Source organism: Noviherbaspirillum sp. FW303-A3 (assembly GCF_058788695.1).
Genome location: NZ_JBYTAZ010000001.1, coordinates 4,340,783 through 4,356,385, shown reverse-complemented (window position 1 = coordinate 4,356,385; position 15,603 = coordinate 4,340,783). Strand labels below are relative to the sequence as shown.

Sequence of the window (15,603 nt, the reverse complement as noted above, 5' to 3'; positions counted from 1 at the left end):
GCCGGATGACGGAAGCACGAGCGTCAGCGGTAACGGACAATGATCGCGTTGAACCTGCCCTTTGCCTTGACCTGCTCGGGCACCGACTGCAGTTTTTCGACCAGCCTGTCGTCGGCGTCCAGGTTGATGGCGCAGTAAAAATGCGCCTGCGCCATGATGATTCGGAACGATGCAGCCCCTTCTGCACCACTCCGCAATGAGGCAACAAAAAACCCGCTGCGATTTCTCGCTAGCGGGTTTTCGTCAGGCGCGGACCCCAATCAGGCCTGGCGACTCCTGCGTCGTGCAAGACCGAGACCAAGGAGGCCGATGCCGAACAAGGCCAGCATGCCAGGCTCGGGCACGCCCGTTGTCACAGGCGGCAACGGACCCGATGTCGTCGTAATGCTCCATCCATAGAGTGGCGTTTCGTCGCCGGGGACAACGAAATCCTGCAACTCCAGCGTCCACGCACCGAAGATATTTTTGCCATAGAAGGCGCTCAGGCTCTGTACGGGCAGGAAGATACCGATTGCGGAGTCGTTATACGGAGCGCCGGACGATGCGCTGTCGGTAAAGGTAGCGTCGATCGTCGAGTACGGTGAATCGCCGTGGCCATCGTACAGTTTGACGGTAGTGCCGTCGTGGATCAGGCTGAGCGTGATGTCATCGGCGTAGTACTGCCCGATGTTGATGTACACGCTGAGGTTTGTCAGAAGGCCGGTGTCGCCGACATTCAGCGTCAGTTGCGTCGGTGACCATGTATCTACATTGCTTGCGGCAGAACCGTTATACGTCATGGTGGCTGCGTTAGCCGCAACCGAAAAGCCTGCAATTGCAAGTGCCTTGCAAGCAAATACGAGTAGTTGTCTGAATTTCATTATTATGTTCCGAGTAAGGGGAAAGATGCCGCCACACAACTTGATAGCAAGAATCATTCCCTGACAGAAACCTCCAATGAATTCAGTCACTTAAAAATATCGACAAAAACTTCACGATAGCTTGTGTAAAATTTTTCGACAAAAAAACGCAGTACCTGAAAACAAAAAAACCCGCGCAACTGACGTTAGCGCGGGTTTTGAATTTTGTCGGACTTTCTGAAACAAGTCCTTGGCGGAAAGGGAGGGATTCGAACCCTCGATACGCATAAACGTATACTGGATTTCGAGTCCAGCGCATTCGACCACTCTGCCACCTTTCCTGGTCGTCTTGCGGCGGGTAACAGCCGCAAAGCAAAAGAGTATAGCAGGCTCCGCACTATTTCGGAAGAGTCCCCTTGCTTTCCCTGCATCATCATCCTGTCATAAATCTTGTCTAGTATTCACCGGCACACACCATTACTAACAAGCAACAATAGAAGGCTGTCTTGAATCCGCTTCCCCTCTCAACCGCGCCGGCCAACCCGGTGCAGGAGCGTGCCGTCATGAATCCAACCACGGCAGATATGGCGAAGGCTGTCCATATGGCCGGCCATGGGCGCATCAAAATCTGGAGCCCCGCCGCCAACGACAGGCACGACACGCAGGAAAAACAGCCGGAGAACAAGGATGCCATGCTGTTATCTCGCCTCAAGGAAATCCTGGAACAGCGACAGCTGAACCCGCTCTTCCAGCCGATCATCAATATGCAGCGCGGCGAAATCGTCGGCTACGAAGGCCTGATCCGCGGTCCGTCCGACAGCCCGCTGCACTCCCCCATGAACCTGTTCAAGGTCGCGCGGGCGCACGGCCTGAGCGTCGAAGTAGAGCACATGTGCCGGCGCGTCGTGATCGAACGCTTCGCCGAACTGGGCCTGCAGGGCAAGCTGTTCCTCAACGTCAGCCCCGAGATGCTGCTGCAGCCGCATGCCCGTCACGGGGAAACCCTCGGCTACATCCAGGAAGTCGGCCTGAACCCCGACCGCGTGATCATCGAGCTGACGGAAAACCAGCCGACCTACGACTACGACTTGCTGCGCGAAGCCGCCATGCACTACCGCAGCATGGGCTTCGAGATCGCCATCGACGACCTCGGCGAAGGCTTTTCCAGCCTGCGGCTCTGGTCTGAGCTGCGGCCCGAGTATGTGAAGATCGACATGCACTTCGTCCAGGGCATCAACCAGGACCCGGTGAAGCTGCAGTTCGTGCGCTCCATCCAGGAAATCGCCGAACAGTCGGGCACGGTGGTCATTGCCGAAGGCATCGAAACGCAGACGGAACTGTTGCTGATCCGCGACCTCGGCATCGCCTACGGACAGGGTTATCACATCGCCCGGCCACACGCGACGCCAGGTTCGGCATTGTCGGCGGAAGTGGCAAAGAGCCTCAACCGCAACAATGTCGCGGTGTATCCCACCAAGAATGTGTTTGAAAACAGCGCGGTCACCGCGCTGCGCCTGCTCCGCATCGTCCCCGCTGCAAGTCCTGACATGACCAACACCGAGGTCTGCGACATGTTCAACGGCGATCCTGAACTGGAAGTCATCCCGGTGGTGGACGACGGCATGCCGGTGGGCCTGATCACCCGGCGCGACCTGATCGACCGCTTCGCCCGCCTCTATTCGCGCGACCTGTACGGGAAGAAGGCCTGCACGACCTTCATGGACGCCCACCCCCTGATCACCGACAAGGACACCAGCCTGCAGGAGCTGAGCCAGATCATCGTCGCGGCCGACCGCCACCACCTGTCCAACGGTTTCATCATCACAGACCAGGGGCGCTATATGGGCATGGGCACAGGCCAGGATTTGATGCGGGAGATCACGCAGATGCAGATCAACGCGGCACGCTACGCCAATCCGCTGACGCTATTGCCGGGCAACGTGCCCATCAATGAGCATATCGACCGCCTGCTGCACAACGGCGTGCGCTTTGCGGCGTGCTATGCGGACCTGGATCATTTCAAGCCGTTCAACGATGTATACGGTTATCGCCGCGGCGACGACGTGATCCAGCTGACCGGCCGGCTCCTGGGCACCCATTGCGACCCGAACCGCGATTTCATCGGACATATCGGCGGGGACGATTTCATCATCCTGTTCCAGAGCGAAGACTGGGAGGCGCGCTGCAATGCCGTCATCGAGGAATTCGCAGGTGCGGTTCCGCATTTCTTTGCCGAGGAAGACCGCGACCGCGGTGGCTACCTGAGCGAGGACCGGCGCGGCCGCAAGGTCTTCCATTCCCTCATCAGCCTGTCGCTGGGCGTGGTGCGCGTCGAGCCCGGCCAGTACGCCTCGCATCACCAGATTGCGACAGCGGCATCCGATGCCAAGAAACAGGCGAAAAAAATCCCTGGCAACAGCTTGTTCATCGAACGCCGCCAGGGATCTTCTTCAGCGAGCTGGCCCGATCCTGCGTGACGGGCCTTCGCCGGTTTATGCCGCGCGCGCGAGGCGCTTCATGCCGCCCATATAGGGCTGCAGGACTTCAGGAATATCCACGCTGCCGTCGGCCTGCTGGTAGTTCTCCAGGATAGCGACCAACGTGCGGCCGACTGCCAGGCCGGAACCGTTGAGCGTGTGCACCAGCTCCGGCTTGCCCTGCGCATTGCGGAAACGGGCCTGCATGCGGCGCGCCTGGAAGGCTTCACAATTCGACACGGAGGAAATCTCGCGGTAGGTGTTCTGCGCCGGGAGCCAGACTTCGAGGTCGTAGGTCTTGGCTGCGCCGAAGCCCATGTCGCCGGTGCACAGCGTGATGACACGGTACGGCAGGCCGAGCTTCTTCAGGATGTTTTCCGCATGGCCGACCATTTCCTCCAGCGCCTCGTAAGACTTCTCCGGATGCACGACCTGCACCATCTCGACCTTGTCGAACTGGTGCTGGCGGATCATGCCGCGCGTGTCGCGGCCATAGCTGCCGGCTTCGGAGCGGAAGCACGGGGTATGCGCGGTCATGCGAATCGGCAGCGCATCGCCGGCAACGATCTCGTCGCGCACCATGTTGGTCAGCGGGACTTCGGAGGTCGGAATCAGGTACAGGGCTTCGCCCTCGCCTTCCTGGCCGCCCTTCTTTGCCGCAAACAGGTCGGCTTCGAACTTCGGCAGCTGGCCGGTGCCGCGCAGTGAATCGGCGTTGACGATGTAGGGCGTGTAGCACTCGGTGTAGCCGTGCTCGTTGATGTGCGTGTCCAGCATGAATTGCGCGAGGGCGCGGTGCAGGCGGGCGATGCCGCTCTTCATCACCGCAAAGCGCGAACCGGTCAGCTTGGTGGCGACATCGAAATCGAGGCCGAGCGCGGCGCCGACGTCGACATGGTCCTTCACCTCGAAATCAAAGCTGCGCGGCGTGCCGACCTTGCGCACTTCCACGTTGGCCGTTTCGTCCTGGCCGGCGGGCACGGATTCATGCGGCAGGTTCGGGAGGGCGAGCATGAACTCGCTCATCTTTGCCTGGATCACGTCGAGGCGTTCGGCCGATGCCTTCAGCTCGTCGCCGATACCGGCCACTTCCGCCATCACCGCCGTGGTGTCCTCGCCCTTGCCCTTGAGCATGCCGATCTGCTTGGAGAGCGCATTGCGCTTGCCCTGCAGTTCTTCGGTGCGGGTCTGGATCTGCTTGCGCTCGGCTTCGAGCGCGTTAAAGGCGGCGACGTCGAGCTGGAACTTGCGCGCAGCCAGGCGGGCGGCGACGGTGTCGATGTCTTTGCGGAGAAGTTGAATATCGATCATGGAAATGCCGGGTTGAGAAGACTAAACCGCCATTGTACCAAGCGCAGGCAGCATTCCCGCCATGAACGGGAGGGCCAAACCTTGATCGCAGCCAAAACCGCTTCCGGCCGGCTATTTCTTTTCGTTCTTCCTCGCTTCGCGGTCCAGCGAGCGCAGGTAGTTCAGCTTTTCCCCGATCTTGCCTTCCAGGCCACGCGGCGTCGGCTGGTACCAGCCCGGCTCGCGCATGCCTTCCGGCAGGTAGGTTTCCCCCGCCGCGTAGGCATCCGGCTCGTCGTGCGCATAGCGGTACAGCTTGCCGTAGCCGAGTTCCTTCATCAGCTTGGTCGGCGCATTGCGCAAATGCTCCGGGACAGGGCGCGACTTGTCCTTGGCGACAAAGGCGCGCGCGGCATTGTAGGCGTTGTAGACCGCGTTCGACTTGGCGGCGCAGGAAAGGAACACGACCGCCTCGGCCAGGGCCAGTTCGCCTTCCGGCGAGCCCAGTCGTTCGTACACTTCGGCTGCGTCCAGTGAAATCCGCAGCGCGCGCGGGTCGGCCAGGCCGATATCCTCTGCGGCCATGCGGATGATCCGGCGCGCGAGATAACGCGGATCGGCGCCTCCGTCAAGCATCCGCACCAACCAGTACAAGGCGCCGTCCGGGTTGGACCCGCGCACCGATTTGTGCAGGGCGGAGATCTGGTCGTAGAAGGCGTCGCCGCCCTTGTCGAAACGGCGCAGGTTTTCTGCGAGCGCCGTACCGAGCAGTGCCTCGTCGACTTCCTGCGTGTCCTTGGCTGCCGCCGCCCGGGAGACGATCTCGAGGTTGTTGAGCAGCTTGCGGCCGTCGCCATCCGCGCTGGCGATCAAGATCGCCTTGGCCTCGGGCGTGAAATCCAGCCCGTCCAGCTCCTGGATGCACGCACGGTCCACCATCTCGTCAAGGTCTTCTTCCGACAGCGACTTCAGCACGTACACGGCAGCGCGCGACAGCAGCGCGCTGTTCACTTCAAACGAAGGGTTCTCGGTGGTCGCGCCGATGAAAGTGAACAGTCCGCTCTCGACGTGGGGCAGGAAGGCATCCTGCTGGCTCTTGTTGAAGCGGTGCACTTCGTCGACAAACAGGATGGTGCGGCGCCCGGAATTTGCCTGGATTACTTGCGCATGCTCCACCGCCTCGCGGATGTCCTTCACGCCGGACAGCACCGCAGACAAGGCGATGAACTCCGCATTGAAACTGTCCGCCATGAGGCGCGCAAGCGTTGTCTTGCCCACGCCCGGCGGTCCCCACAGGATCATGGAATGAGGCTCGCCCGACTCGAACGCGACGCGCAACGGTTTTCCCTGGCCGAGCAGGTGCTGCTGGCCAATCACGTCGTCCAGCGATTGGGGCCGAAGGCGTTCGGCGAGCGGAATGTTTGCCATGTTGTCGGGCGGGTGCGGCCCGCTGTTCTTTTGTTATTGCTGGAACACGTCGGCGCCCTTGGGCACCACGAAGTGGAACTGGTCCGCCGCGATCGACGGGTTCTTTTCAAACTTCCTGAAGGTCAACAGCGATACCTGTCCGAAGGAATCGCGCAACTCCATCGCCTGCGGCACGCCATCCTTCAGGCCGATGCCGATGCGGTCGAAAGTGGTGTCCTTCGCCTTCGGCGTCGCTTCCAGCCATTCGAGGCCGTCCTTCGCGCCGGCGTCCTTCAGCGTGAAATTCTTTTCCAGGTCGTTGCTGCCGAAGAGGATGGCCGCCGGCGAGGAGCCGAGCGCATCGCCGAGCTGCTTCACCGTGACCTGGTTCAGGTCCTTGTCGTAGATGTAGAGCTTCTGGCCGTCGGCCTGCAGCAGCTGCTCGTAGGGCTTCTGGTAAGTCCAGATGAATTTGCCCGGTCGCGCGAACAGGAAGGTGCCGGTCGAGGAATTGGCAGCTGCCTCGCCCTTGCCGGCGGACTTGACCTGCTTCTGCACGAACTCACCCTTGGCCGCCTTGGTCGTGCTGACAAAGGTCTTGAACTGTTCCAGCGCCGAGGCGCTGGCGAATGCTGGTACTGCAAACACACACGCCGCGACGAGGCGAGCGGCGTGCTGTGCAATGGAAAATGTTCGACGTGATGTCTGTTTCAAAGCCGCTTTCCTATTCGGGGTTGTTCGATGCCGGCGCGAGGATTTCACGGTTGCCGTTCGATTGCATCGAAGAAACAAGGCCGCTCTGCTCCATCTGTTCGAGCAGGCGGGCTGCGCGATTGTAGCCGATGCGCAAGTGACGCTGCACGAGCGAGATCGACGCGCGGCGGTTCTTCAGCACGACGGCCACCGCCTGGTCGTAGAGCGCGTCGGACTCGCCATCGCCGCCCCCCTCGCCGCCGAACGCAGCCTCGCCTCCTTCTTCGAGGACACCACCTTCTAGGATGCCTTCAATGTAATTGGGTTCCCCTTGCGCCTTGAGGTGCTGCACCACGCGGTGCACTTCGTCGTCGGACACGAATGCGCCATGCACCCGGATCGGGAGGCCGGTGCCAGGCGGCATGTAGAGCATGTCGCCCATGCCGAGCAGGGTTTCCGCGCCCATCTGGTCGAGAATCGTGCGAGAGTCGATCTTGCTGCTCACCTGGAAGGCGATACGCGTCGGGATGTTGGCCTTGATCAGGCCGGTGATGACGTCCACGGACGGACGCTGGGTCGCGAGGATCAGGTGGATGCCGGCCGCGCGCGCTTTTTGCGCGATACGGGCGATCAGCTCTTCGACCTTCTTGCCGACCACCATCATGAGGTCGGCCAGCTCGTCGATGATGATGACGATGGTCGGCAGCTTTTCCAGCGGTTCCGGCGCGTCCGGCGTCAGGCTGAAGGGATTGGGGATCTTTTCCTCTTTCTTTTCCGCCTCGGCGATCTTGTTGTTGTAGCCGGCGAGGTTGCGCACGCCCAGCTTGGACATCAGCTTGTAGCGGCGCTCCATCTCGGCCACGGCCCAATTCAGCGCGTTGCCGGCCTGGCGCATGTCGGTCACGACCGGCGCGAGCAGGTGCGGAATGCCTTCGTACACCGACATTTCCAGCATCTTCGGGTCGATCAGGATCATGCGCACGCTGTTGGGGTCGGACTTGTACAGCAGCGACAGGATGGTGGCGTTGATACCCACGGATTTGCCCGAGCCGGTGGTACCGGCGACCAGCAGGTGCGGCATCTTGGCGAGGTCGGCGACGACGGGATTGCCTGCGATGTCCTTGCCCAGCGCGACGGTCAGCGACGCATGGCTGTCGTTGTAGACCTTGGAGCCGAGGATCTCGGTCAGGCGCACGATCTGGCGCTTCGGATTCGGCAGTTCCAGGCCCATGTAGTTCTTGCCCGGGATGGTCTCGACAACGCGGATCGAAGTCAGCGACAGCGAACGCGCGAGGTCGCGGGCGAGGTTGACGATCTGGCTACCCTTCACGCCGGTTGCCGGCTCGATCTCGTAACGGGTAATCACCGGGCCCGGATAGGCGGCAACCACTTTCGCTTCGACGCCGAAGTCCGACAGCTTCTTCTCGATCAGGCGGCTGGTGAATTCCAGCGTCTCGACGCTCACCGTTTCCTGCGCCGGTGGCGGTTCATCCAGCAGCGACAGTGGCGGCAGGTTGGTATCGGGCAGGTCGGCAAACAGCGACACCTGCTTTTCCTTCTCGACGCGCTCCGACTTCGGCACGCTGACAACCTGCGGCTCGATGCGAATCGGCGTCGCTTCGACGATCTTCGCGCGCTCCTGCACCACCACCTCTTCCCGCTTGACGGCGGCGACCTGTCCAACCTTGCGGTCTTCGCGCGCGGAGTACAGCTTGCGAATGCCGTTGATGCCACCCTCGATCGCGCCGCCGACGCGCTCGGCCACATTCAGCCACGACACGTGGAAGAACAAGCTAAAGCCGACGCCGAAGATCAGCAGCAGGAACAGCGTCGCGCCGGTGAAGCCGAAGGCATTCTGTGCCGCACCGCCGATCAGCTCGCCCAGCACGCCGCCAGGGGCGCGCGGCAACTGCACCTTGAGGGAGTACATGCGCAGGTATTCGATGGCGACGCTGCCGATCAGCATGAGCACGAAGCCGACCGCACGGATCCACACTTCATGGTGGTGCTCGGGTTCCGGCTCCTGCTGCAGCAGGAATCGCTGCGACAGCCGCCTGTAGCCCGCCCACACGGAGCGCAGCAGGAATACGCCGAACCACCATGCGGAAAAGCCGAAGATGAACAGCATCAGGTCTGCGATCCATGCACCGATACGGCCGCCCCAGTTCTGGATCTGCGGAACGACGTTGGCCTGGGACCAGCCCGGATCGGTCTTCGTATATGTCAGAAAGACAAGAAGAAGGTATACGGTAACGATCGTCAGCACGAACCAGCGCGCCTCGGACAGGAGACGCACGAGCCGGTTCGGCAAGGGGTGCGCTTCGGGCGGATTGGTGTTGCGGGTATAAGCTTGTGTTGTTTTGGTCATGGTGCCTGCGAAATTCGGGGAAACGCCGGCCGCTCCAGGGCGCGAATTACGGTCATCAGCTCGGCTGGGCGGTGCGGGTTCGACTATAATCTTAACCAGTTTTTCAGGAGCAATCCCGAATAAGTGCTCGGGAGGCGCTTGAATATTTGCCTTTTGGCGACATATGTATCGCCACCACAGACGAATTCCTTCACTCCCCCATCTATTGCTATGGCAACCACGAAACACGCCCACGTCCTGATTATCGGTTCCGGCCCGGCCGGCTACAGCGCCGCCGTCTATGCCGCGCGCGCCAACCTGAAGCCCGTACTCATCACCGGCGTCGAACAGGGCGGTCAACTGATGACCACCACCGACGTCGAAAACTGGCCCGGCGACCCGATGGGCGTGCAAGGCCCCGAACTGATGCAGCGCCTGCTGCAGCACGCGGAGCGTTTCAACACTGAAATCGTGTTCGACTACATCCACACCGCGAAGCTGAATGAAAAACCGATCCGCCTGATCGGCGATTCCGGCGAATACACCTGCGATTCGCTGATCATCGCCACCGGCGCGTCCGCGCAATACCTCGGCCTGCCCTCCGAAGAAGCCTTCATGGGCAAGGGCGTGTCGGCCTGCGCCACCTGCGACGGCTTCTTCTACAAGAACCAGGCCGTTGCGGTCGTCGGTGGCGGCAATACCGCGGTCGAGGAAGCGATCTACCTGTCCAACATCGCCAGCAAGGTCACGGTGATCCACCGCCGCAACAAGTTCCGCGCCGAGCCGATCCTGATCGACCGCCTGATGGCAAAGGTCGAGGAAGGCAAGATCGAGGTGAAATGGGACTACACGCTCGATGAAGTGACGGGCGACACCTCCGGCGTCACCGGTATCAACATCAAGTCGACCAAGGACGGCAGCGTCACTCCCCTGCCGGTGCAAGGCGTGTTCATCGCCATCGGCCACAAGCCGAACACCAGCATCTTCGAAGGCCAGCTGGAAATGCAGAATGGCTACATCAAGACAAAGGGCGGCTCGGAAGGCTTTGCGACGGCGACCAACATCCCCGGCGTGTTTGCCGCGGGCGACGTACAGGACCACGTGTACCGCCAGGCAGTGACCAGCGCCGGCACCGGCTGTATGGCCGCGCTTGACGCGCAGCGTTACCTGGAAAGCCTGGAAGGCTGATCCACCCCCGCAGTACGCCGTCCGCGCCCGGCGCGGACGGCCTCAGGAATTCATCATGTCCGGCTCCATCAAAGACTTCGCCGCCCTGAAAGGCCTGCGAGCAACGATCAAGGCGCAGGAAGAAGCGCGCAAGGCCGCCGAGGAAGAACGCCTGCGGCGCGAGAAGGAAAGCCGCCGCGACGCAGAGCTCTTCCGAAACGCCATCGGCAACGTCAAACCCCTCTCCCCTCCCAACAAGACCGAACCGGCCGGACAGCGCCCGTTGCCTATCGCCCGGCAGCGAATGGCCGACGAACAGGCCGCACTCGAAGAATCGCTGTCGGACGAATTTAATGTCGACACATTGCTTGATACGGACGAGGAGTTGAGCTACGCACGTCCAGGCATCAGCGGCGATATCCTGCGCAAGCTGCGCCGCGGGAACTGGGTGATCCAGGCCCAGCTCGACCTGCACGGCATGCGCCGCGAAGAAGCCCGCGAGGCGCTTGCCGAATTCCTGCGCAATGCCGTCAAGCGCGGCATGCGCTGCGTGCGCGTCATCCACGGCAAAGGCCTGGGGTCGGTCAACAAGGAACCTGTACTGAAGAGCAAGGTGCGCAGCTGGCTGGTGCAGAAGGAGGAAGTGATTGCCTTTTGCCAGGCGCGCGCGGCGGAGGGCGGCGCAGGGGCGCTGGTGGTCCTCCTCAAGGCATAAGCTGCCGATTCGACAGCCTCACTCCATCCAGGCTACCGCTTCGCCCTATCTTGATTTCCGTCCTGCCACAAGTATCATGCAGGACAAACAACTCCCGCACCGCATCGCATGACCCTGATCAAAATCCTCGAAATCGTTGCGATTCTGGTGGGCGCCTTTTCCGGCTTCATCGAAGCCCGGAGCAAGAAGATGGATGTGGTCGGGATTTTCACCGTCGCCTTCATCACCGCGTTCGGCGGGGGAACGCTACGTGACATCCTGCTCGACAGGCGGCCGCTGTTCTGGGTCGCCCATCAGGAGTACGCGATCCTGATCTTTCTTCTCGCGCTGGTCGCCGCACCAGCCATCCGCACACTGCGCAAGATCATTTCGGAACGGTTGATCGTTTTTGCGGACGCGCTGGGACTGGGGCTTTTTTCGATTGTCGGCGTATCGCAAGCCCTTGAGGCCGGCATGCCCCTGTTCATTGCCTCGATGATGGGCGTCATCACAGGCATCTTCGGCGGCGTGCTGCGCGACGTCATCTGCAACGAGATTCCGATGGTGCTCCGCGACGGCAAGCCCTACGCCATCTGTTCGTTCGCCGGCTGCTGGATGTACCTGTTGATGCAAAAGGCAGGCGTGCCGCCGGATTTTTCGCTCTGGTCGAGCGCGTTGTTGATCAGCGTGTTTCGCATGGTGACCTGGGCCAAGGGCGTGAAGATCGAATAGCCCCGTAAACGGCACAGCCCGGTGGAAGCATTGCCTCCACCGGGCTGTGCCGAAAAGCCTGGCTTAAACCGCGTCTGCGCCGGTTTCGCCGGTACGGATACGGATGACCTGCTCGACTTCCCGAACGAAGATCTTGCCGTCGCCGATCTTGCCGGTACGAGCTGCCTTGATGATGGCGTCGACAGCCTGTTCGACCACCTTGTCGTCGATGACTGCCTCGATCTTCACCTTCGGCAGGAAGTCCACGACGTATTCGGCGCCGCGGTACAGTTCGGTATGGCCCTTCTGGCGGCCGAAGCCCTTCACCTCGGTCACGGTCAGGCCGGTGACGCCGATTTCGCCGAGCGCTTCACGCACTTCGTCCAGCTTGAAAGGTTTGATGATTGCAGTAACCAGCTTCATGACAGCTCCTTAGTTGTATCACTCTCGATTTGCTTATTGTATCAATCGCGCGGCGCGCGCCATATTCCCGCTACGATACCTTGCCGCAATGCTCCCGGCAATGCTGCACAAGGCTGGAATTGACGCCAGACATGTTTCATTGCTCTGGGATGCGTTTCAGGTCATCCATCCACACGATGGCTTCGGAATCGCTCGGCGCCCGCCAGTCGCCACGGGGGGACAATGATCCGCCGGAGCCCACCTTGGGCGAATTCGGCACGCATGTCCTCTTGAACTGGCTCGTCAGGAAGAACCTGCGCAGGAAGATGGCGAGGTTCCGCTTGATGTCGCCAACGCCATACTCGTTGCGCGTCACATGCGCGCCTTCCGGCCAGCGTCCCGCCTCGCGGCTGCCCCAGGCCGAATGGGCGAGGAAGGCGACCTTCGACGGGGAAAACCCGAAACGCAGCGTGTAATAGAGATTGAAGTCCTGCAGTTCGTACGGCCCGATGACGCTTTCGGTCTTCTGTTCCGGCGCGTCCTTTCCCTTGCCCGGCACGAGCTCCGGGCTGATGTCGGTATCGAGCACGCTCAGCAGGACGTCGGACCCTGTCTCGCCGATCTGGCCGGTTTCCGCCACCCAGCGCACAAGGTGAACGATCAGGGTCTTGGGCACGCTGGCATTCACGTTGTAGTGCGACATGTGGTCGCCTACTCCGTAGGTACACCATCCCAGCGCAAGTTCGCTCAGGTCGCCTGTGCCGATGACGATGCCCTGGTGATGGTTCGCGAGCCGGAACAGGTGGCTGGTCCTTTCCCCCGCCTGCACATTCTCGAACGTGACGTCGTAATGCTCCTCGCCTGAAGCGTAGGCATGCCCGAGGTCTTTCAGCATCTGCAGGCAGCTCGGGCGAATATCGATTTCCATGGATTCGCACCCGACCACGTCCATCAGTTGCCGGGCCTGCAAGAGTGTCCGCTCGCTGGTAGCGAATCCGGGCATGGTGACGCCGAGGATATTCTTCCGCGGGAGGCCGAGGCGGTCCATGGCCTTCGCGCATACCAGCAACGCATGGGTGGAATCCAGTCCGCCCGATACACCGATGACCACCTTCGAAATGCGCGATGCCGACAGGCGCTGGACCAGCGCCTGCACCTGGATGTTATAGACCTCGCTGCACCGCTCGTCGCGCCGGCTGGCATCGGAAGGCACGTACGGGAAGCGTTCGACGTTTCTCCGCAGCGGCAGCTTCCCCGAAACGGGCACATCGAGGGCAAAGGAAATCTTCCTGAACTTCCCGACTTCCGTGGCGTGGCGGCGGACGGAATCGCCAAAGGTGGACATCCGCATCCTCTCGCGCGACAGCCTGTCGAGGTCGACGTCGCCGTAGACGAGGTGGGAACTGTCGGAGAACCGCTCGGATTCGGCAAGCAGCTCGCCGTTCTCGTAGATCAAGGCTTGCCCGTCCCACGCCATGTCGGTCGAGGACTCGCCCTTTCCTGCCGACGAATACAGGTAGGCCGACAGGCAGCGCGCGGACTGCTGCGACACCAACTGATGACGGTAACGTGCCTTGCCGACGACGATGTTCGATGCGGAAAGGTTGACCAGCACCGTCGCGCCGGCAAGCGCGGCAAACGTGGACGGCGGGATCGGGACCCAGACGTCTTCGCAGATCTCCACATGGAAGCGGAAGAGCGGCAGGTTTTCCACTTCGAAAAGCAGGTTGGCGCCGAAGGGAACCGCATTTCCCGACAGGGTGATTTCCGATACGGCAACACTGTCGGCAGGACTGAACTGCCTGGCCTCGTAAAATTCGCCGTAATTAGGCAGGTAACTCTTGGGAACGACGCCGCGAATACGGCCGCCGGCCACCACCACGGCGCAGTTGAACAACTGGTGCTCGACACGCAGCGGCATGCCCACGATCATTGCCAGCTTGAGTTTCGCCGATGCATCGACAATGGATGCAAGCGCGTTCAACGATGCATCGAGCAAGGCCTTCTGATGGAAAAGGTCATCACAGGTGTAAGCCGACAATCCCAGTTCGGGAAAGGCGATCAGTGCGGCGCCGTTTTTTTCAGCCTCGGCCGCAAGGGCAATCGTTTCCTTTGCGTTGTACACCGGATCGGCAACCCGGCAGGTCGGCACCCCGACCGCCACCCGGGCAAAGTCGTGCGAATAGATGTTAAAAAACTCCGTATTCATCATCTGTCCTACCTTTATGGCCGCGCACCGCTTAAACCAGGGGGTGCTGATGTGCCTGAAGCCGGGGAGTTGTGCGTCGAACCGTTCTGCTGAATTTGCGTAGAATGAACAGCTCAGCAACAGGCGTACGCGGAGGGGCTAGCGTTGCATCGGTTCAATGCGTGCTTCCAGCCTGAGGCACAGGATGGTTTGATATCAATAGTGAATTATCGCACGCAAATCGTTTCCTCCCTTGACGAGATCGGACAGGAAAGTTGGGACGGCCTGGTTGCTGCTCAACAAGAGCGCAACCCTTTTCTCTCGTTCGCATTTCTCCACGCGTTGCACGCCTCCGGGTGCGCATCGCCCGATAGCGGCTGGCAGCCGCAATACCTGACGCTGTGGCAAGGACAGTCGCTGGAGGCGGCACTGCCGCTTTACGTCAAGTCGCACTCTTACGGGGAGTACGTGTTCGACTGGGCCTGGGCCGATGCCTACCGCCGCAACGGGCTCGACTATTACCCCAAGCTGCTGTCTGCGATTCCATTCACTCCGGTTGCCGGATCGCGGCTGCTGGCGCGCACCGATGAAGCCTCATACAGGCTGGTCGAGGCGCTGTGCGGCTTGCAGGAAGCAAACGGACTGTCGTCCACCCACATCCTTTTCCCACCCGAAGCGCAGGCGCACGTTTTGAAAGAGGCCGGATTCATGCTGCGTACCGGCGTGCAGTTCCACTGGATCAACCAAGGGTACGGCGATTTCGACGATTTCCTGGCGTCGCTGGACCGCAAGAAAAGGAAGAACATCCGTGCCGAGCGCCGCAAGGTACAGGAAGCCGGGGTCACGTTCCGTCACATCCCGGGACACGACGCGTCCGATACGGACTGGCGCTTCTTCAAGCGCTGCTATGACCGCACCTACGCCGCGCATTACTCGACGCCCTACCTGAACCTCGATTTTTTCCGCCGCCTCGGGAGCACGATGCCTCAGCACCTGCGTCTCATCGTGGCGGAGCGCAACGGCAAGCCTGTCGCCAGCTCCTTCGTGGTGCACGATGAAAACACGCTCTTCGGACGTTATTGGGGCGCGATCGAAGACATCCCCTGCCTGCACTTCGAAACGGCGTATTACCAGCCGCTCGATTTCTGCATCGCGCAGAAGATCCGTTGCTTCGAGGGCGGTGCGCAGGGGGAGCACAAGATGGCGCGCGGCTTCCTTCCTCACCGCACCTGGTCGGCGCACTGGCTCGCGCATCCCGCATTTTCCGACGCGGTCGAGCGCTTCCTTGAGCAGGAGGCAGGCGGCATCGACGCCTATCTGGACGAGCTCAACGACCGCCAGCCCTACCGGGCACAACGGTAACCGGCAGTCATTTTCATCGACAAACT

At 61.2% G+C, this 15,603-nt stretch carries 13 protein-coding genes and 1 tRNA gene; 5 read left to right on the top strand and 9 right to left on the bottom strand.

What is annotated here, in order from left to right; translation table 11 throughout:
• Positions 1 to 23: 23 nt before the first annotated feature.
• From AC3WOY_RS20890 to AC3WOY_RS20880, 3 genes are all read right to left on the bottom strand, one after another.
• The gene (locus AC3WOY_RS20890) at positions 24 to 155 is read right to left on the bottom strand and encodes a hypothetical protein (protein WP_492427252.1); all 132 of its coding nucleotides are present in this window, start codon (positions 153 to 155) and stop codon (positions 24 to 26) included.
• 105 nt (positions 156 to 260) lie between these two features.
• Positions 261 to 779: a PEP-CTERM sorting domain-containing protein gene (locus AC3WOY_RS20885; protein WP_492427250.1), complete on the bottom strand. Its 519-nt coding sequence runs from the start codon at positions 777 to 779 to the stop codon at positions 261 to 263.
• Between the two features lie 311 nt (positions 780 to 1,090).
• A tRNA-Ser gene (locus AC3WOY_RS20880) sits at positions 1,091 to 1,180 on the bottom strand.
• Positions 1,181 to 1,531: 351 nt separating this feature from the next.
• On the opposite strand from AC3WOY_RS20880, the gene AC3WOY_RS20875 reads away from it, so the two are divergent.
• Positions 1,532 to 3,316, top strand: coding sequence for a GGDEF domain-containing protein (locus AC3WOY_RS20875; protein ID WP_492429374.1), 1,785 nt, complete (start codon positions 1,532 to 1,534; stop codon positions 3,314 to 3,316).
• A 15-nt stretch (positions 3,317 to 3,331) separates the two neighbouring features.
• On the opposite strand, the gene serS is transcribed toward AC3WOY_RS20875, so the two are convergent.
• The 4 genes from serS to AC3WOY_RS20855 all read right to left on the bottom strand — a co-directional run bounded on the left by serS (position 3,332) and on the right by AC3WOY_RS20855 (position 9,074).
• Positions 3,332 to 4,627: a serine--tRNA ligase gene (serS, locus tag AC3WOY_RS20870; RefSeq protein WP_492427248.1), complete on the bottom strand. Its 1,296-nt coding sequence runs from the start codon at positions 4,625 to 4,627 to the stop codon at positions 3,332 to 3,334.
• Between the two features lie 111 nt (positions 4,628 to 4,738).
• Complete coding sequence (locus AC3WOY_RS20865; RefSeq protein ID WP_492427246.1) at positions 4,739 to 6,034, bottom strand: replication-associated recombination protein A; 1,296 nt, start codon at positions 6,032 to 6,034, stop codon at positions 4,739 to 4,741.
• A 33-nt stretch (positions 6,035 to 6,067) separates the two neighbouring features.
• The gene (gene lolA / locus AC3WOY_RS20860) at positions 6,068 to 6,727 is read right to left on the bottom strand and encodes an outer membrane lipoprotein chaperone LolA (protein WP_492427244.1); all 660 of its coding nucleotides are present in this window, start codon (positions 6,725 to 6,727) and stop codon (positions 6,068 to 6,070) included.
• Between the two features lie 10 nt (positions 6,728 to 6,737).
• Entirely contained in the window at positions 6,738 to 9,074 is a 2,337-nt protein-coding gene (locus tag AC3WOY_RS20855) for a DNA translocase FtsK (RefSeq protein WP_492427242.1), read from the bottom strand.
• A gap of 210 nt (positions 9,075 to 9,284) precedes the next feature.
• Between AC3WOY_RS20855 and trxB the strand changes: the two genes are divergently transcribed.
• The 3 genes from trxB to AC3WOY_RS20840 all read left to right on the top strand — a co-directional run bounded on the left by trxB (position 9,285) and on the right by AC3WOY_RS20840 (position 11,646).
• Positions 9,285 to 10,241 carry a thioredoxin-disulfide reductase gene (gene trxB / locus AC3WOY_RS20850; RefSeq protein ID WP_492427240.1) on the top strand — a complete coding sequence of 319 codons (957 nt, stop codon included), beginning with the start codon at positions 9,285 to 9,287 and terminating at the stop codon, positions 10,239 to 10,241.
• Positions 10,242 to 10,296: 55 nt separating this feature from the next.
• Positions 10,297 to 10,935 (top strand): Smr/MutS family protein, encoded by a 639-nt coding sequence (locus AC3WOY_RS20845; protein ID WP_492427238.1) that lies wholly within the window; start codon positions 10,297 to 10,299, stop codon positions 10,933 to 10,935.
• 108 nt (positions 10,936 to 11,043) lie between these two features.
• Positions 11,044 to 11,646: a trimeric intracellular cation channel family protein gene (locus AC3WOY_RS20840; protein ID WP_492427236.1), complete on the top strand. Its 603-nt coding sequence runs from the start codon at positions 11,044 to 11,046 to the stop codon at positions 11,644 to 11,646.
• A gap of 63 nt (positions 11,647 to 11,709) precedes the next feature.
• Here AC3WOY_RS20840 and AC3WOY_RS20835 read toward each other — a convergent pair whose 3' ends face one another.
• Both AC3WOY_RS20835 and AC3WOY_RS20830 read right to left on the bottom strand, forming a co-directional pair.
• Positions 11,710 to 12,048: a P-II family nitrogen regulator gene (locus AC3WOY_RS20835; protein ID WP_088709187.1), complete on the bottom strand. Its 339-nt coding sequence runs from the start codon at positions 12,046 to 12,048 to the stop codon at positions 11,710 to 11,712.
• A 136-nt stretch (positions 12,049 to 12,184) separates the two neighbouring features.
• A complete protein-coding gene (locus tag AC3WOY_RS20830) occupies positions 12,185 to 14,236 on the bottom strand; it encodes an NAD(+) synthase (protein ID WP_492429373.1) in 2,052 nt (683 codons plus the stop codon).
• A 201-nt stretch (positions 14,237 to 14,437) separates the two neighbouring features.
• Between AC3WOY_RS20830 and AC3WOY_RS20825 the strand changes: the two genes are divergently transcribed.
• Positions 14,438 to 15,577: a GNAT family N-acetyltransferase gene (locus AC3WOY_RS20825; protein WP_492427233.1), complete on the top strand. Its 1,140-nt coding sequence runs from the start codon at positions 14,438 to 14,440 to the stop codon at positions 15,575 to 15,577.
• The last annotated feature ends 26 nt before the right edge of the window (positions 15,578 to 15,603 follow it).